A 17,812-nucleotide genomic window follows, 5' to 3' on the forward strand; every position below is an offset into this window, starting at 1 on the left:
CGCAGGGTCGCACACAAGAAAAAATGCGCCCCCTTCAGGGGGCGCATTCAGGCCGCTCAGGCCTTGGCAACCGCCAGGTCAAAACGGTCCAGGTTCATGACCTTGGTCCAGGCCTTCACGAAGTCCTGCACGAAGACCGCCTGCGCATCGCCGCTGCCATAGACCTCGGCCAGGGCACGCAGTTGCGAGTTGGAACCGAACACCAGGTCGGCCACGGTGCCCTTCCACTTCGCGGCGCCCGTAGCACGGTCCACCCCTTCCAGCACGCCGGCATCCGAGGCCGACTTCTGCCACCGGGTGCGCATGTCCAGCAGGTTTACGAAGAAGTCGTTCGTGAGAGCCCCGGGCGTCTTGGTGAAGACACCATGGCCGCCCTGCCCTGCGCTCGCACCCAGGGCGCGCAGCCCCCCCACCAGCACCGTCATCTCGGGGCCGGTCAGCGTGAGCTGGTTGGCGCGGTCGACCAGCAGCTCGGCCACGGCGCCCTCGAGGCCGGGGCGCACATAGTTGCGAAAGCCATCGGCCAGCGGCTCCATGACCTCGAACGAAGGCACGTCGGTCTGCTCCTGCGAAGCGTCCATGCGGCCCGGAGTGAAGGGCACGCTCACTTCCTGGCCGGCACTGCGAGCGGCCGACTCGATGGCCGCGGCACCGCCCAGCACGATGAGGTCGGCGATGGAGACCTTCTTGCCACCCGCCTGCGTTGCATTGAAGTCCTGCTGGATCGCCTCGAGCTTGCCCAGCACCTTGGCCAGTTGCGCAGGCTGGTTCACCTCCCAGTCCTTTTGCGGTGCCAGGCGGATGCGGGCACCGTTGGCGCCGCCGCGCTTGTCGCCACCGCGGTAGGTGGAGGCCGAGGCCCAGGCGGTGGACACCAGTTCGGGCACCGTGAGGCCCGACGCCAGGATCTTCGCCTTGAGCACCGTCACGTCCTGGCCGTCCACCAGGGCATGGTCCACCTCGGGAATCGGGTCCTGCCAGATCAGCACCTCGGCCGGTACCTCGGGGCCGAGGTAGCGCACGCGCGGACCCATGTCGCGGTGGGTCAGCTTGAACCAGGCCCGCGCGAACGCATCGGCGAACTGCTCGGGGTGTGCGAGGAATCGGCGCGAGATGGCCTCGTAGGCCGGGTCCTGGCGCAGCGAGAGGTCGGTGGTGAGCATGGTGGGCACGCGCTTCTTCGACGGGTCGTGCGCATCGGGGATGGTCGCCTCGGCGCCCTTGGCCGTCCACTGGTGGGCGCCGGCCGGGCTCTTGGTCAGCTCCCACTCGAAGCCGAACAGGTTCTCGAAGAAGTTGTTGCTCCACTTCGTCGGCGTGGTGGTCCAGGTGACCTCCAGGCCGCTGGTGATGGCGTCACCGCCAAAGCCGCTACCGTGCTTGCTGATCCAGCCGAAGCCCTGGTCCTCGATGCCGCCGCCCTCGGGCTCCAGGCCCACCAGGGCCGCGTCGCCTGCGCCGTGGGTCTTGCCGAAGGTGTGGCCGCCGGCGATCAGCGCCACGGTCTCTTCGTCGTCCATGGCCATGCGGGCAAAGGTGTCGCGGATGTCGCGCGCCGCGGCGATGGGGTCGGGGTTGCCGTTGGGACCCTCGGGGTTCACGTAGATCAGGCCCATCTGCACGGCGGCCAGGGGCTTGGCCAGGTCGCGCTCGCCGCTGTAGCGCTTGTCGCCGCCCAGCCAGGTGGTCTCTGCGCCCCAGTAGACGTTTTCATCGGGTTCCCACACGTCGGGCCGGCCGCCACCGAAACCGAAGGTCTTGAAACCCATGGATTCGAGCGCCACGTTGCCGGTAAGGATCATCAGGTCGGCCCAGGAAATCTTGCGGCCGTATTTCTGCTTGATGGGCCAGAGCAGGCGCCGCGCCTTGTCCAGGTTGGCATTGTCGGGCCAGCTGTTGAGCGGAGCAAAGCGCTGCTGCCCGGCCCCCGCGCCACCGCGTCCGTCGGCCAGACGGTAGGTGCCGGCGCTGTGCCAGGCCATGCGGATGAACAACGGGCCGTAGTGGCCGAAGTCGGCCGGCCACCAGTCCTGCGAGTCGGTCATCAGCGCGTGCAGGTCGGCCTTCACGGCCGCGAGGTCCAGGCTCTTGAATTCCTCGGCGTAGTTGAAGCCGTCGCCCATGGGGTCGACAAGCGGAGAGCTCTGGTTGAGCGGGCGCAGGTTGAGCTGGTTGGGCCACCAGTCGGCGTTGCCACGGCCCTTGGGGGCGGCTGCCTTGGTGTGGTCGAACGGGCATTTGGCTTCTGTCGTCATGGGGTCTCTCCTTGTGTAAGCGGTTCAAGCACTTGGCGAGGCCCATCTTAGGAAGCAATCCACGGCGCATCAATTGAATCGATTGAATCCCCTCAATAGTCAATATTTATCGAAATTGCAAAGCCATTGTCACTCAGGGTGTTAGCGGGACGCGGCCAGTCCCCGCGCCAGCGGCAGGCCAGGCGCATCCAGGTGCGCCCGCAGGATCTGGCCATGGGTTGAGTCGGTCACGAACACCGTCCGTCCACCCTCCCCGCCGAACGCCAGGTTGGTGGTGGAGGCGCCGGCCGGACCGCGCAGCACCAGTTCCGGCTCGGCGCGGTGGTTGAGCACCCAGACATAGCCCAGGCCCGGGTTGGCCACCAGCAGCCGGCCGTTGGCGTCCACGGCCAGTCCGTCCGGCCCACTCGGGCCGTAGGAGGTGAAGAACTGCCCCACCTTGGCCACGCTGCCATCGGGCAGCAGCGGCACGCGCCAGACGCAGTTGCCGCGCGTCACGGCCAGGTAGAGCACGCGCCCGTCGGGCGACAGGGCCACGCCGTTGGGGCTGGGCACGTTGGCCAGCAGCAGGTCGAGCTGGCCGTTGGGGCGCAGGCGGTACAGGCGCCCGCTCGGGTCGTGCAGGCCGCTCTGGCCCTGGTCGGTGAAGTACAGGTTGCCCTCGGCATCGAACACCAGGTCGTTCACGCCCTTGAAGCGCTCGCTATTGCGGCGCTCCAGGTACGGGGACACCTTGCCGCTCGCCACATCCAGCCGCACCAAGCCGTTCTTGTAGTCGGTGATCAGCAGCGTGCCGGCGTCGAGGAACTTCATGCCATTGGGCTCGCCGTCGTACTCGGCCACCAGGGTCCAGGTACCCGCGGGATCGATGCGCAGGATGCGGCCCCAGGGGATGTCGGTCACATACAGGTTGCCGGCACCGTCGAACACCGGGCCTTCGAGGAAGGAGTCGGTGATGGCGCCCGCGCGGTTGGCATCGGCCCAGGCGCTGCGCTCGCGCCGGCGCAGTGCCTCGGGCATGGCGGTGAAGGGTTCAAGGTCACGTACTTGCGGGGCTTGCAGCAGAAACATGGGGTGATGGCTTTCGTTGGTTCTGGTCTTCACGCCGGAAGAAATCCGTAGAGCCGGGCGGGGTTGTCCACCAGGATACGGTCCATCACGGCATCCGTGCCCGCCCAGGCCTGCAACAGGTCCACCAGGTCGGCGTCGTTCACGGTGCCGGGCGGCTCGGTGGTGTGCGGCCAGTCGCTGCCCCAGACCAGGCGCTCGGGCGCGGCCTGCACCAGCGCACGGCCCAGGGGCAGCGTATCGGCGTAGCCCGGGCCCTGCACCGTGGAGCGCATGTAGGCGCCAGAGAGCTTGACCCAGGTGTTGCCCTGATCGAGCAGGCGGCGCAGGCTGCCCCAGGCCTCGGACGACACCCCTTGCGCCGGGTCGATCCGGCCCATGTGGTCGATCACCAGCGGCACGGGCAAGGCCTGCAGCACGGGTTCGAGCGCCACGATCTGCTCCGGGTGCGCGAACACCTGGATGTGCCAGCCACCGCAGTCCGCATGGCACGCCAGCTTATGCGCCAGCGTGGAAAGCATCTCCGCGGTGGTCGTGCCCCAGGACTGCGGAGAAACGAAGTTCACACGCAACCCGCGCACGCGCCGTGCGGCCAGGCGAGCCAGTTCGGCGCCATCCACCGCTGCATCCACCACCGCCACGCCGCACGCGCTGTCGCCCAGCTGGTCCAGCGCATCGAGGGTGCAGGCGTTGTCGGTGCCATAGGTCGATGGCGTGACCACGACCGTTCGCGCGATGCCCAGGCGCTGCTGCAGCTGCCGGTAGGCGGCCACGGGCGCCTCAGGCGGTGTGCGCGGCCAGTGCGGCGACGGCGCAAAGCGCGCGTCGAAGACGTGCATGTGGCTGTCGCACGCCAGGGCGGGCAGCGCGCGCAACGGACGGTTCAGGCCCACCGAATGCGGCACGGACTGCAGAAGGGGTGGCAGGCCCATGGGCGGTCAATCGAGCTTGATATGGCCCTTGCGCACCACCTCGCCCCACTTGGCGTCTTCCTTCTTCAGGAAGGCGGCAAACTCGGCGGGCGTGGAGCCCACGGGCTGGGCGCCGATGTCGGCCAGGCGCTGCTTGACCTCGTCTTCCTGCATCACGTCCTGCACGGCCTGGCGCAGCCTGACGGCAATGGGCTCGGGCGTTCCCGCGGGCAGGAACATGCCGTTCCACTCGTAAGCCTCGTAGCCGGGGACCACCGTCTCGGCCACCGTGGGCACATCGGGCATGCGCTTGGAGCGCTCGGGCGCCGACACGGCCAGGGCACGCAGCTTGCCGCCCGACACATGGGGATAGGTGGCGGCCACGGTGCCGAACATGAAGTCCACCTGGCCCGCCATCACATCGGTGATGGCCGGGCCGCCGCTCTTGTAGGGCACGTGCACCATGTCCAGGCCGAGCTGCTGGCGCATCAGCTCCGCACCAGGCGCTGCACCGTGCCGCTGCCGCCCGAGGCGAAATTGAGCTTGCCCGGCGTGGCCTTGGCGCGGGCGACCAGGTCGTTGATGTTCTTGATCGGCGAATCCGCCTTCACGATGAGCACGTTGGGTGCCAGCAGCACCAGCGACAGCGGCTGCAGCGCATTGGCCGCATACGGCATCTTCGGGAACAGGTGCGGGTTGATGGAGTACGGCGTGGCGTCGTACAGCAGGGTGTAGCCATCCGCATTGGCCTTGGCCACGTAGCTCGCGCCGATGGTGCCGCTGGCACCGGCCTTGTTGTCCACGATCACGCTGGCGCCCAGCCTGGCGCCCAGGCGCGTGGCCAGCACGCGCGCCACGGCGTCGGCTGCGCCGCCTGGCGCATAGGGCACGACGATGGTGATCGGGCGGTCGGGGTAGGCGGCGTGGGCCAGGCCGGCGGCCAGGGCGCAGGCGGCGATCAGGGGTTTGAAAAAACGCAACATGTCATGTCTCCAATCCATCATCAATTCATTCAGCCTTCAGGTCCAGATCCTTGGCGATCTGGGTGTAGGTGGCGACTTCTCGCTCGACCTGCGTGGCAAAGGCCTTGCCGCAGGTGGAATCCGCATCCAGCCCCAGGCCGCGCAGCTTCTCGGCCGCTGCGGCGCTTTTCGCAAACTCCGTCGCCACGCGCTCCAGCGTCCGGGCCACGGCGTCGGGTACGCCGGCCGGCGCCAGCACGCCATACCAGGCATCGGCCGAGTAGTTGCCGCCACCGGCTTCGGCAAAGGTGGCCACATCGGGCAGCAGTGGCGAGCGCCTGGACGATGCCACAGCCAGGGCCGTGAGCTTGCCGCTGCGGACCTGCGACAGCACCGAGCCCAGCGTGGCAAACGAGCTGTCGAGCTGGCCACCCATCAGGTCCGTCACCACCGGCGCGGCCCCCTTGTAGGGCACATGGTTGAGCTGCAGGCCGTTGGCTCGGGCGAACACCTCGGTGGCGAAATGGCCCGAGCTGCCCACGCCCGCGGTACCGGCCGTGGTGCGGCCCGGCTCCTTGCGTGCACGGGCCAGGTAGTCGGCCAGCGACTTCACGGGCAGGCCCGGCCCCACCACCAGCACCGTGGGGCTGGTGGCCACCGTGCACAGCGGCTTGAACGACTTCACCGCGTCGAACTTCACCCGGTTGCTGTACAGCCCCGGGATCATCGTGTGGTTGGTGGCACCGAACAGCAGTGTGTAGCCGTCGGCCGGTGCGCTGGCCACGGCCTGTGCGGCCAGGATGGTGTTGGCGCCGGGCTTGTTGTCGATCACGAAGGGCTGGCCCAGCGCCTGGCTGGCGTGGTCGGCAAAGGCGCGCGCCACCACGTCGGTGGGGCCGCCGGCGGCAAAACCCACCACCAGCTTCACGGGCTTGTTCGGATAGCCGGCGGCCTGGGCAAAGCAGGTGGCGGATGCCAGGGTCAAGGCAGCCAGCAACGCCGTTCTTGCGAGCGCTGGAAATTGTTCTTGCCTGTTCATTGTTGGTGTCTCCTTTGTTCGATTCTCTGGAAGGCCCCCACGCGTGGGGCAAGGCGCGCGCCCTGCACCCGTTCCCTTACGCTGCCGCGGCCGTGCTGCGCGCCAGCACTGCGAGCAGGTTTTTGGCCGCACCGACGCCCATGTTCACGTAGGCATCGCTGGTCACGCCGCCGATGTGCGGGGAGAGGATGACATTCGCCTCGCCCTGGAAGGGGTGGCCGGCCACCATGGGCTCCACGGCGAAGCTGTCCAGCCCCGCCGCCATTACCTGGCCGTTGCGCACGGCAGCGAGCAAGGCCGGCTCGTCGATCAGGCCGCCGCGCGCGGTGTTCACGACCACCACGCCGCGCCTGCACTGCGCCAGGGTGGCGGCATTGAGCATGCCGCGGGTCTCCTCGGTCAGTGGGCAGTGCAGCGAGATCGCGTCGGACTCGCGCCAGATGGTCGCCAGGTCCACGCTCTCGATGTACGCCGGCAGGCTCTTCGCGAAGGGGTCGAAGCCGAGCACGCGCATGCCCAGCGCGTCGGCCATCTTCGCAAAGCGCAGGCCGATGGCGCCCAGGCCGACCACGCCCACGGTGCGGCCGTAGAGTTCCAGGCTCTTGTGCGTGGCCTTGTCCCAGTGGCCGGCGTGCATGCGCGCGTCGAGTGCCACGACCGACTTGGCGCAGGCCAGCAGCAGGGCCAGGGCCTGCTCGGCCACGGCCGCGGCATTGGCGCCCACGGCGGCCACCACCTCGATGCCGCGCGCCTTGGCAGCCACCTTGTCGATGGTGTCGGTGCCGCTGCCATGCTTGGAGATGACTTTGAGCGAGGGCGCCGCGTCCATCACGGCCGCGCCGACCTTGCCGTAGCGCACGATGATGGCCACGGGGTCATGGGTGCGGCACAGGGCCACCAGGTCGTCCTCGGTGGGGGTCTTGCCGGCGTAGACGATCTCGAAATCCTGAAGCAAGGCCAGGGCCTGGGCCGCCAGGTCGGCGCCCGTCACGATGAGGGCCGGGCGGCTCACAGCGATTCCCCTTCCTTGAGCACGCCAGCGGCGCGCAGGGCCGCGGGCAGCCACTTGGATGCCGTGTCGCCGCGGGCGATGGCCTCGATGCGGGCGGCCTCGTCGGCCACCTTCTTGTCGGCCAGGGCCATCATCGCCGGGGCCTTGGCGCGCTCGATCACCACCACGCCATCGGCATCGCCGACGACCAGGTCACCGGGGTTCACCATGGTGCCGCCGGCCGAGATGGGGTGGTTGATGCGGCCGGGCACGTACTTCGTTGGCCCGGCGGGGTTGAAACCCGCGCTGAAGACCGGGAAGCCCAGTTCCAGCAGTTCGAGCTTGTCGCGGATCGCACCGTCGACGATCACGCCCGCCAGGCCCAGCTTCTTGCAGGCGCTGAGCATCAGCGTGCCCATCAGGGCGGCAGTCTGGTCGCCCTTGCCATCGATCACCAGCACGTCGCCCGGCTTGGCCAGCGCGATGGCGGCGTGGATCATGAGGTTGTCGCCAGGGCGCACTTCGACGGTGAAGGCCGGGCCTGCGACCTGCATGCCCTGGTGCACCGGGGCCACGCGGGCGTGCATGGTGCCGCGGCGGCCCGCCACGTCGGCGAGGATGGCGGCCTGGAAGGTGGCGGCTTTCTGGACGACCTCGGCGCTGACGCGTTCGATGTCACGGATGATTTCGGGAAGCTGGCTCATGGTGCGGTCCTTGTTGGGTTTTGGTATGTGGAGAAAGAGAAGCGCGGCGGCTTACTCGGCGGTGATGTTTCCGTCCTTGATGACCTTGGCCCACTTGGCGGAGTCGGCCTTCTGCAAATCGCCGAGCTGGCGCGGCGTGCCGCCCACCAGGGTCACGCCGAGCTTGTCGGCCAGGGCAAGGACGGCGGGGTCCTTCAAGGCCTTGCCGATCTCGTCGTTCAGACGCTGCACGACAGGTGCAGGTGTCTTGGCGGGCGCGAACACGGCCTGCCACTGCTCGACCACGAAGTCCCTGAGCCCGGCCTCGCCCATGGTGGGCACGGCGGGCAGCGCCTTCAGGCGCTGGGCCGAAGTGACCGCCAGTGCGCGCAGCTTGCCGGACTGCACGTGGGGCAGCGCGGCGGCGGCCGGCGCGAACATGAACTGCACCTGCTCGGCCAGCGTGTCCTGCAGCGCCGGGGTGTCGCCCTTGTAGGGCACGTGGATGAAGCGCACGCCGCTTTGCTGCTGCAGCAGCTCGCCCTGCATCTGCAAAATGGTGCCGTTGCCGCCCGAGGCGAAGGCCAGCTTGCCCGGCTGGGCGCGGGCCGCGGCCAGCAAGTCGGCCACCGACTGGAAGGGTTGCTTGGCACCCACCACCAGGATGTGCGGAATGGTGCCGATGGTGATCACCGGCTCGAAGCCCGCGATGGGGTCGTAGGGCAGCTTGCCCATGAGGTGCGGTGCGATCGCCTGCGGGCCGATGGAGGTGCCCAGCAGGGTGTAGCCATCGGGTGCGGCCTTGGCCACAAAGGCGGCGCCGATGGTGCCGGTGGCGCCGGCCTTGTTGTCGACGATGACGTTGGTGCCCAGGGAGGACGCCACGCGCAACGCCAGGTTGCGGCCCAGCACGTCGGTGCTGCCGCCCGGTGGGTAGGGCACGACCCAGGTGATGAGCTTGCCGGCGGGCCAGTCGCCCTGCGCAAAGGCCGGGCCGCTGGCCAGCGACGCAGCCAGGGAGCCGAGCACGCTGCGGCGCGTCAAGGAAAGAGGGGGCGACAGGGTCATGGCATGGGCTCCTGGTATCAATGGAAGGAATCGGGAAATTCGGTCTGCGCGAAGCCGTAGAGGGCACGCGGGTTGTCCACCAGCACGCCGTGCAGGGTGGCTGCGCCCTGCCCTGCACCATCGATCCACTGCGCCAGGCGGTCGAGCTGGCGCGCGTCGTCGGGCAGCGGCTGCACGCCGGCCGTGGCGGTGGCATGGGGCCAGTCGCTGCCCCAGAGCACGCGGTCGGGTGCACAGCGCAGGTAGCCGTGGGCCAGCGCATCGAGGGCCGGGTCTTCCACCGTGTGCAGCGGGCTCACGATGTAGCCGCCGGACAGCTTGATCCAGGCCTTGCCCGCCGCCAGCAGTTCCAGCAGCAGCGCATGGGCGGCATGCGTGCCGGCCTGTGCGGGTGCGATGCGCCCGAAGTGGTCGAACACCAGGTCCACCGGCAGGCGGCGCAGCACGGGCGCCAGCGATGCCAGCAGGTCGGGTGCCATCAGCAGCTGCAGGTGCCAGCCCAGGGGCGCGATGCGCGCGGCCAGCGGCTCCAGCAGCTCGGCCGTGCCCGACACGCCGAGCGAGAGGTTCAACCGCACGCCGCGCACGCCCAGGGCATGCAGGCGCTGCAGTTCGCCATCGCTTTCGCTGCCGTCGATCACCGCGACACCCCGTGCCTGTTCACCCAGCGCGGCCAGCCCTTCGAGCATGCAGCGGTTGTCGCTGCCATAGGTCGACGGCGTGACCAGCACGGTGCGCGTGGTGCCGATGCGCCGCTGCAGTTGCCCATAGTCGCCGGCCGAGGCATCGGGCGGCAGCAGGCGGGCACCGGGGGCCGGGGCAAAGCGGCTGTCGTACACATGCACATGGCAGTCGCAGGCACCGGCGGGCACGGCCACCGCAGGCCTTTCGGTGCCCACCGAGAAAGCTACGGGCGTGGCAAGGCAATCGCGGGTCATGGCGATGGTCCGGTGGGCGGGGATTCAGGGGGTCGTCAGCAGACAGCTGGCAGCGTCAGTCGAGGCTTGCGCCCGAGTCCTTGACGATCTTTCCCCAGCGCGGCACTTCGGTGCGCAGCAGCTGGGTGAACTGCTCGGGCGTGCCGCCCATCACGTCGCCGCCTTCGCTGCGCAGCTTCTCGGCCACTTCGGCGTGTTGCAGCGCCTGGTTGATGGCCTTGTTGAGCTGGGCCACGATGGGCGCTGGCGTGCCGGCGGGCGCGAGGATGCCAAACCAGGTCACGGCCTCGAAGCCCTTGTAGCCCGATTCCGCCAGCGTGGGCACGTCGGGCAACTGGGACGAGCGTTTTGCCGAGGTGATGGCCAGCACCTTGAGCTTGCCATTGCGCACCTGGCCCAGCAGCGTGGGCACGGAGGACATGTACAGATCGATCTGCCCGCCCACCAGGTCGGTCATGGCCTGGGCCGCGCCCTTGTAGGGAATGTGGCGCAGCTGGATGCCGGCAGCGTTCTCGGCCAGCTCGCCGGCCAGGTGGGCCACCGTGCCGTTGCCCGAGTAGCCCAGGGTGAGCGCGTCGGGCTTGCCCTTGGCGGCAGCCACCACATCGGCAAAGGTCTTGTAGGGCGAGTTGACGGGCGCGGCCATCACGATGGGCGAGGACGACACCAGCGCCACGGGCACCAGGTCCTTGAGCGGGTCGTAGGGCAACTTGGGGTAGAGCGTGGGGTTGATGGCCAGATTGCTGGTCTGGCCCATGACCAGGGTGTAGCCGTCGGGTGCGGACTTGGCCGTGGCATCCACGCCCAGGTTGCCACCGGCGCCGGGGCGGTTGTCGACGATCACGTTCCACTTGTTCTGGTCCGTGAGCTTTTGCGCCACGGTGCGCGCGATCATGTCCGTGCCGCCGCCGGGCGGGAACGGCACGACGAGGCGGATCGGCTTGCTGGGGTAGGCGTCTTGCGCCCATGCCGCGCCGGCGGGCACGGCTGCGGCGGCGAGGCCCAGGAAGGCGGCGCACAGGGAACGCGAAAGCGAAGGAAAGGCTGGCATGGTTTTGTCTCCGTTGTGGTGGTTCGTCACGCCGGCCTGCAGGGCCCGGCGCCGTGGGTGCGACTTTACGCAGACGTTTCAACCCATACAATGCAGTTGCACACCATGAAACGAATTGCACCATGAGCAACCTTCCTCCCAAGCCCCCTCTTCCGGCCGCGCCACCGGTACCCGGCACAGCTGGCGATGCCAGCAGTGGCGTCATTGCCGTCACGCGCGCGCTGCAGGTGCTGGAGGCGTTTGCGCTGGGCGAGTCGAGCCTGTCGCTGGCCGAACTAAGCCGGCGCTGCGGCCTGCACAAGACCACGGTGCTGCGCCTGGCGCGCACGCTGGCGCAGTCCGGCTTCATGGTCCAGCGCGAGGATGGCGACTGGCGCCTGGGCCCGGCTGCAGGCTGGCTGGGCGCGCGTTACCAGGCGGGCTTCGACGTGCAGAACGTGCTGGAACCTGCGCTGCGCGAGCTGACCCATGCCACGGGCGAGAGCGCCGCCTTCTACGTGCGCGAAGGCCAGGTGCGCACCTGCCTCGTGCGCGTGGAAGGACCCCAGGCGCTGCGCCACCATGCGCGCATGGGCGAGGGCCTGCCGCTGGACAAGGGCTCGCCGGGCCGCGTGATCCTGGCCTTCTCGGGCGAGCCGGGCAAGGCCTACGAGGAGATCCGCCAGAAGGGCTACCACTGGTCCATCGGCGAGCGCGAACAGGGCGTGGCCACGGTGTCGGCGCCGGTGTTCGGCATGCACTGGCGGCTCATGGGCTCGGTGTGCATCTCGGGCCCCGCCTCGCGCCTGCCCGCCGAAAAGCTCGAAGCACTCGCGCAGACCGTGATGGCCGCCGCCACGCAGCTGTCGTATGCGCTGGCGGGCAACACGGCGGCGCCCTCGCACAGCCCGGTACGCGCCACGCACTGGCATCCCTGATACTGGCGCATCCATAACAACACCAGGAGACCGACTTTGAACCGCTACCCGTTCCCCTCACTCGACAGCCTGCCCGAGGACATCCGCGCTCGCATCCTCGAAGTGCAGGAGAAGGCCGGCTTCGTGCCCAATGTGTTCCTGGCCTTCGCGCGGCGCCCGGCCGAGTGGCGCGCCTTCTTTGCCTACCACGATGCGCTGATGCTCAAGGAGGAAGGCAGCCTGACCAAGGGCGAGCGCGAGATGATCGTCACCACCACCAGCGCGGCCAACCAGTGCCTGTACTGCGTGGTGGCGCATGGCGCGATCCTGCGCATCTACGAGAAGAAGCCGCTGGTGGCCGACCAGGTGGCGGTGAACTACCGCAAGGCCGAGATCAGCCCACGCCAGCGCGCCATGCTCGACTTCGCCATGAAGGTCTGCGAGCGCTCGCACGAGATCGAGGATGCCGACTTCACCGCCCTGCACGCGCATGGCTTCGACGACGAAGACATCTGGGACATCGCAGCCATCACCGCCTTCTTCGGGCTGAGCAACCGCATGGCCAGCTTTGCCGGCATGCAGCCCAACCCCGAGTTCTACCTGATGGGCCGTGTCCCGAAGGCCAAACCGGCCGCCTGAGGCACCCATGCAGCCGTCCTGCCTCCTGGCTGCCGGGCTGTACGCAGCCAGCGCCTTCGCGGCCTGCGGCGCCCACGCCGCCGCCAGCGGCTTTGCACCGGGCAGCGGCACGCTGGACGTATATCCCCTGCCGGTGCAGGTGCCGGCCGGCGCACTCTCGCCCCTGTCGAGCACCCTGCCGCCCCTGCTGCTGCGCAAGGGCACGGCCGAGCCGGTGTACTACCTGGCGGCAGGCCTGGGCGTGCCGCGCTACGGCATTGCCGACCTGCCCGGTGCCGGTGCCTGGCGCGTGGTGCCCGATGCCAACTGCGCCAGCCTGGTGCCGGTGGCGCTCGACGAAGTCAAGCAGCCTTCCGTGCAGGTCGTCACGGTGCAGCAGAACCCCCTGCCCATGGCCTGTGCCGCCGCCTTCGAAGGCAGTTGCACCAGCCGTGACCAGCGCCTGCGCATCGGCACCGCCTTCCAGGGCACGCGGCGCACGGCACGCACCGGTGGCGGCTTCTTCGGCACCGAAGGAAAGATCACCACCACCTTCCACACCGGTGTGCGCACGCTGACCATCGAGCACCTGCCCTCGGGCCGCCAGTGGCGCATGGACGAGGCGCTGCAGGACTCCGCCGCCTACAGCGCACCGCAGACGGCCATCCGCTACCTGCCGGAGTGGCAGCGGGTGCTGCTGCTCGGTGTCAGCACTGGAACCGAGGGCGCGCAGGGCCGCTGCATCGCGCTGTCGCCAAGCTGATTCAGGCCATGTCGCCTTGCGGCTGGGTGGCGGCGAGCAGCGCCGTCGCGGCCTCCACGGACATCGGGCGGGCATACAGGTAGCCTTGCACCTCGTCGCAGCCATGGTCCTTGAGGAAATCGCGCTGCTCGGCGGTTTCCACGCCTTCGGCGATCACGCGCAGCTTCAGGCTCTTGGCCATGGCGATGACGGCCGAGGCGATGGCCTCGGCCTCCTCGTTGCCGTGCTTGCCCAGGTCGAGGATGAAGGAGCGGTCAATCTTGAGCTTGCTCACCGGGAAACGGCGCAGATAGCTCAGGCTGGAGTAACCCGTGCCGAAGTCGTCGATGGCGATCTGGATGCCCTTGCCCACCAGCTGGTGCAGGGTCTCCACGGCGGCATCCGTATTGGCCATCAACGTGCCCTCGGTGAGCTCCATCTCGAGCGCGCCCGCGGGCAGGTCGAACTCCGAGAGGACACGGCCCACCTCGTGCAGGAAATCGGGTGCCTGGAACTGCACTGCCGAGAGGTTCACGGCAATGGGCAGCGGCACCAGCCCCTCGCTGCGCCAGCCCGACCAGATGCGCGCCGCCTCGCGCAGCACCCAGTTGCCGATTTCCGCGATCATCCCCGAAGACTCGGCAATGGGAATGAACCGCGCCGGGGACACCGGGCCCCGCGTCTTGTGCGTCCAGCGCAGCAGGGCCTCCATGCCCACGGGCTGGCCATGCGCCAGGGTGAACTGGGGCTGCAGGTGCAACTCGAGTTCGCCGACGTCGATGGCCTGGCGCAGGTCCACCGCCAGCAGCATGTCGTCGTAGGCCGAGGCATTCATCTCGGGCGCATACAGGCGCCAGGTGTTGCGCCCGTGGGCCTTGGCGATGCGCATCGCGGCTTCGACGTTGTGCAACAGGTCCTCCGCCGTGTGCGCATGCTCGGGATAGCTGGCGATGCCGATGCTGGCGGTGGGAGAGACCGGGTGCTCCTGCGGCCCCAGGCGGATGGGCGGGGCCAGCAGCGCGCGCACCTGGCTGATCAGCAGGGCATGGGTGACGGGGTTGCCCGCGAGAACGAGCATGAATTCGTCGCCGCCATAGCGGTACAGGCCCTTGAGGTCGGCACTCAGCCCCTGCAGGCGCCTGGCGGTCTCGACCAGCAGCACATCGCCCTGGGCATAGCCGAACGACTCGTTGACGCCCTTGAAGCGGTCCAGGTTGACCAGCGCCAGCGACAGGCTGTTGTGCGGGGATACGGCCTGGGCATCGACGCTGGCAATGTACTGCGACAGCTCCTGCTCCAGCCGGGCGCGGTTGGGCAGCCCCGTGACCGGGTCATGGATGGCCAGGTACTGCGCCTGGCTCTCGGCCTGCTTGAGGCGCGTCAGGTCCGTGAACAGGTCCACATGCTGCTCCACCTGGCCGTCGGCGCCACGGTGCGCGCAGACCAGCAGACGCGCCGGGAAGACCGTGCCGTCCTTGCGGCGGATGTGCACCTCGCCCTCCCAGAAGTCTTCGGTCTGGAGGATGGCGCGCGCACGCTCGACCCCTGCGGGGTCGAGCCCCGCATTGAGGATCACCGTGGGCTGCCCCTGCAGGTCCTCGAGCGTGTAGCCGGTGATCTTGGTGAGGTGGGCATTGATCGAGACGATGCGCTTGTCACGGTCGCCGACCACGATGGCGGCGGCGGAGCGGTCGAAGAAGCTCGCGGCCACGCGCAACTGCGTCTCCACCTCGGCCTGGCGCGTGATGTCGCGGCCTATGCCCACGAAATAGCGCTGGCCCTCCGACTCGAAGCAGCCGACGGTGCCTTCCAGCAGGAAGGTGCTGCCATCGGCGCGCAACCGGGGAATGCGAACCTGGCGCGACTCGCCGGGCTGCATGGCTTCCAGGATGGCGGCCTGCTGCGCGGCGTGGTCCGGCGGCCGCAGGCGCTGCGCGTTCATGCCGATGAGTTGCTCGCGCGGGTAACCGTACACATCGACCGTCGCCTGGCTCACGTCGAGGATGGTGCCGTCGTTGTCGGTGAGGAAGAAGATGTCGGTCGAGCCACGCATCACGTGCTCGTAGTGCCGGCGCAGCCCAGCCTCGCGCGCGGCGTGGCGGTGGTGGTCGCCGCGGCGCCAGGCGGCGTAGAGCAGCGAGCCGAAGAGGATGAGCACCGCGACCCCGAGGACCAGGAAGCTGCTGCGGTCCTGCACCGCCGCATACACCGCCTTCTCCGGCATCAGGCTCAGCACCATCCATGATGGCAGCAGGGTGTTCTCGCGCCGGGCCATCACCGCCACGCCATGGCGGTTGCGCCCCTGCGCCGCGGAAACACCGGGCTCGGTCAGCAAGGACTCCACCGCGGGCCCAGCCCCTTGGAGCGGCTGCAGCCCGGGCCCGCTGGCCGGGGCCAGGACCTGCAGGCCACGTGCATCGCGGTGCACCAGAATGGTCTCTCCACCCCAGTTGGGCAGCCTGGCCTTGGCCAGGGTGTCCACCAGCCACTGCAGGTCCATCTCCATGTACAGCACATGGCCCGTCCCCGGGGCGAGCCCGGCAATGCTGCGCACCAGGGCCAGACGCAGCCCGGCTCCGTTCTCGGCAGGCAGTTCGATCCACCGCGGGTAGGCACCTGTTCCCGCCTGCACCACGCGGCCGAGCTGCTGCGCGTCCAGTGCGGCGCCACTGCTGAACACCGCCTTGGCCGTGTCGGCATCGATGACCTCGATGCTCCGGTAGCCGTAGACGCGGCGTATGCCTTCGAGATGCCGATGGATGACAGGAGCGTATTCGGCGCGTTGCGCATCGCCCTGCCCCCACTGCCCGAGTGCCTTGACCAGCAGGGGGTTGGAGCCGATGGCCTCGGCGTCGCCAGAGCGCTCCGTGAGCCAGGTGTCCAGGGAATGGGCCGACAGTTCGGAAGTGACCCGCAGAGTCTCGGACGCCGTCTGTTCGGCAGCCCGCTTGCCCTGGAAGTGCAAGGCGATCCCGAGCGCGATCACGCCCGCGACAAAGACGGCAAAGGCCAATGGATTTGCCCAGCCGGGCAGGCGGGCGTCGGATTGCGCATCGCTGCGCCCAGGGCTGCTGTCTGTGGCCATGGCCGAAACCCCCGTGACAGGCAAGCGGCGTGGCCAGGAGTTCGCACGCTCGCCCATTGCAACAATGAACCTGCACAACCCCCATCAGCTGTGCGCTGCACGCCATGGCAGACCGTGCCGATGGTTTGGATTTAGTCCGATTCGGGCGGGGGTGTCAAGGCGCCCCCGCCGTCATCCGTTGACGATGGCCAGCATCCACTCCGGCAGCGCGACCGCCTTCTTCTGGGGGAAGTCCACCCAGATCGTCGTGGCACCGCCCGCTGCGTAGACCACACCCGGCCGGTCCACCCGCTCCAGGGTGCCCCAGGTCTCGAAGGTGGTGCGGCCCGGGTCGCTCACGTAGAACTTGAGCAGCACGTCGGCCGGGTATTCGAGCTGTTGGTAGAAATTGCAGAAGGCATTGACGATGACCGGCCCCTGGCCCGTGGGGTCGGGGTTGCAGCCCACCGATACCATCCAGTCGATGCGCGCCGTCTCCAGGTAGCGAAAATACACCGTGTTGTTCACGTGCCCCATGGCATCCATGTCGCCCCAGCGCACGGGAAAGCGCATCTCGTGCACCAGTTTCTTTTTCTCGGGGATTTCAATCTTCATCGGTGTGCCTTGATGGAAGCGAGGATGCCCAATGTAAACAACACGGCGGCGGCCCACTGCGCCAGCGTCGGCCAGCGGCCATCCCACGCAAAGGAATAGACGAGCGCGAACAGCGTCTCGCTCACGATCAACTGCCCGCACAGGCTGGCGGACAGGCGCTGGCTGGCGATATTCCACAGGATGGTCGCCAGCCAGCTCGAACCAAAGCCGAGCGCCAGGCACACGGCCACGAAGGTGCCGAAGCCCGGCTGCGCGGCCAGCGCGGGCAGGCTGGAGCCGCCCGCCAGCCACAGCAGCAGGCCGCCCAATCCGGTGGCCACGCCCAGCCAGTTGGCCCAGTCGGTGGCGCGCACCTCGGGGTGGCGCTTGAGCCAGGCGGAGTTGAAGATGGCGAAGGCGGTCCAGAACACCAGGGCCACCAGGGCGATGCCGATGCCGCGCCAGTAGCTGCCGGCGCCGGGGGTTGCAGGATCGCCATGCGGAACGCCGGCCATCAGCGCCAGGCCGGCCACGGTGAGCACCAGCCCGGGCGCCAGGGCCGCCCAGCGCAGGCCCTGCGGCTTGCCCAGCAGCATGACCCAGACCGGGATGGTACCGATGATCAGTGCCGGCATCTCGGCACCCGCATCGCGGATGGCCCAGACCAGCAGCAGGTAGTAGCCCGTGAAGCCCAGCACCGACAGCCACAGCGCAGCCCAGGCCTGTGCCAGGGTGGGTCGGCGCGAACTGCCGCGCAGACCCCACAGCAGCATGGAGAGGGCCACAGCGCCATAGGCCACAAAGCGGCCCGAGGTCAGGTCCACCGAAGCGAACGAACCGGCCATGCGCGGCGCGACGAATACCAGGCCCCAGAGCGCGCCTGCGGCGAGCCCGGCAAGGATGCCGGTCAGCATCGGGGCGTCAAACGGCGC

General features: G+C 68.8%; 15 protein-coding genes and 1 pseudogene. 3 read left to right on the top strand and 13 right to left on the bottom strand.

Annotated features, from left to right (window positions below; genetic code table 11):
- Positions 1-56: 56 nt before the first annotated feature.
- The 10 genes and pseudogenes from katG to AC07PF_RS22505 form a co-directional block, all read right to left on the bottom strand.
- On the bottom strand, positions 57-2,255 hold the full coding sequence (gene katG, locus AC07PF_RS22460; protein WP_494613327.1) for a catalase/peroxidase HPI: 2,199 nt from the start codon (positions 2,253-2,255) through the stop codon (positions 57-59).
- Positions 2,256-2,396: 141 nt separating this feature from the next.
- Positions 2,397-3,326, bottom strand: coding sequence for an SMP-30/gluconolactonase/LRE family protein (locus AC07PF_RS22465; RefSeq protein ID WP_494613328.1), 930 nt, complete (start codon positions 3,324-3,326; stop codon positions 2,397-2,399).
- A 29-nt stretch (positions 3,327-3,355) separates the two neighbouring features.
- Entirely contained in the window at positions 3,356-4,255 is a 900-nt protein-coding gene (locus tag AC07PF_RS22470; RefSeq protein WP_494613329.1) for an amidohydrolase family protein, read from the bottom strand.
- A gap of 6 nt (positions 4,256-4,261) precedes the next feature.
- A pseudogene (locus AC07PF_RS22475) lies at positions 4,262-5,217 on the bottom strand (tripartite tricarboxylate transporter substrate binding protein).
- Positions 5,218-5,242: 25 nt separating this feature from the next.
- Positions 5,243-6,235, bottom strand: a complete 993-nt coding sequence (locus AC07PF_RS22480) for a Bug family tripartite tricarboxylate transporter substrate binding protein (RefSeq protein ID WP_494613330.1) — start codon at positions 6,233-6,235, stop codon at positions 5,243-5,245.
- Between the two features lie 76 nt (positions 6,236-6,311).
- On the bottom strand, positions 6,312-7,247 hold the full coding sequence (locus AC07PF_RS22485; protein ID WP_494613331.1) for an NAD(P)-dependent oxidoreductase: 936 nt from the start codon (positions 7,245-7,247) through the stop codon (positions 6,312-6,314).
- A complete protein-coding gene (locus AC07PF_RS22490; protein WP_494613332.1) occupies positions 7,244-7,930 on the bottom strand; it encodes an RraA family protein in 687 nt (228 codons plus the stop codon). The genes AC07PF_RS22485 and AC07PF_RS22490 overlap by 4 nt, the downstream gene beginning before the upstream one ends.
- 51 nt (positions 7,931-7,981) lie before the next feature.
- A complete protein-coding gene (locus AC07PF_RS22495) occupies positions 7,982-8,977 on the bottom strand; it encodes a Bug family tripartite tricarboxylate transporter substrate binding protein (protein WP_494613333.1) in 996 nt (331 codons plus the stop codon).
- A 17-nt stretch (positions 8,978-8,994) separates the two neighbouring features.
- Positions 8,995-9,915, bottom strand: coding sequence for an amidohydrolase family protein (locus AC07PF_RS22500; protein WP_494609931.1), 921 nt, complete (start codon positions 9,913-9,915; stop codon positions 8,995-8,997).
- A gap of 55 nt (positions 9,916-9,970) precedes the next feature.
- Positions 9,971-10,966 carry a Bug family tripartite tricarboxylate transporter substrate binding protein gene (locus AC07PF_RS22505; RefSeq protein ID WP_494613334.1) on the bottom strand — a complete coding sequence of 332 codons (996 nt, stop codon included), beginning with the start codon at positions 10,964-10,966 and terminating at the stop codon, positions 9,971-9,973.
- 122 nt (positions 10,967-11,088) lie between these two features.
- Here AC07PF_RS22505 and AC07PF_RS22510 point away from each other — a divergent pair, with 122 nt between their 5' ends.
- Genes AC07PF_RS22510 through AC07PF_RS22520 form a run of 3 tightly spaced genes read left to right on the top strand, consistent with a single transcriptional unit; the run spans position 11,089 to position 13,243 of the window.
- Positions 11,089-11,883 carry an IclR family transcriptional regulator gene (locus AC07PF_RS22510; protein ID WP_494613335.1) on the top strand — a complete coding sequence of 265 codons (795 nt, stop codon included), beginning with the start codon at positions 11,089-11,091 and terminating at the stop codon, positions 11,881-11,883.
- Between the two features lie 36 nt (positions 11,884-11,919).
- Complete coding sequence (locus tag AC07PF_RS22515) at positions 11,920-12,501, top strand: peroxidase-related enzyme (RefSeq protein WP_494613336.1); 582 nt, start codon at positions 11,920-11,922, stop codon at positions 12,499-12,501.
- A gap of 7 nt (positions 12,502-12,508) precedes the next feature.
- Positions 12,509-13,243 (top strand): hypothetical protein, encoded by a 735-nt coding sequence (locus AC07PF_RS22520; RefSeq protein ID WP_494613337.1) that lies wholly within the window; start codon positions 12,509-12,511, stop codon positions 13,241-13,243.
- A 1-nt stretch (position 13,244) separates the two neighbouring features.
- Here the strand turns inward: AC07PF_RS22520 and AC07PF_RS22525 are convergent, their stop codons facing one another.
- From AC07PF_RS22525 to AC07PF_RS22535, 3 genes are all read right to left on the bottom strand, one after another.
- Positions 13,245-16,307 carry a bifunctional diguanylate cyclase/phosphodiesterase gene (locus AC07PF_RS22525; protein ID WP_494613338.1) on the bottom strand — a complete coding sequence of 1,021 codons (3,063 nt, stop codon included), beginning with the start codon at positions 16,305-16,307 and terminating at the stop codon, positions 13,245-13,247.
- A gap of 171 nt (positions 16,308-16,478) precedes the next feature.
- Positions 16,479-16,901 (bottom strand): acyl-CoA thioesterase, encoded by a 423-nt coding sequence (locus AC07PF_RS22530; protein WP_007854452.1) that lies wholly within the window; start codon positions 16,899-16,901, stop codon positions 16,479-16,481.
- Positions 16,898-17,794 carry a DMT family transporter gene (locus AC07PF_RS22535; protein WP_007854455.1) on the bottom strand — a complete coding sequence of 299 codons (897 nt, stop codon included), beginning with the start codon at positions 17,792-17,794 and terminating at the stop codon, positions 16,898-16,900. The genes AC07PF_RS22530 and AC07PF_RS22535 overlap by 4 nt, the downstream gene beginning before the upstream one ends.
- Between the last annotated feature and the right edge of the window lie 18 nt (positions 17,795-17,812).

It is taken from the genome of Acidovorax sp. GW821-FHT10A04 (assembly GCF_059415825.1).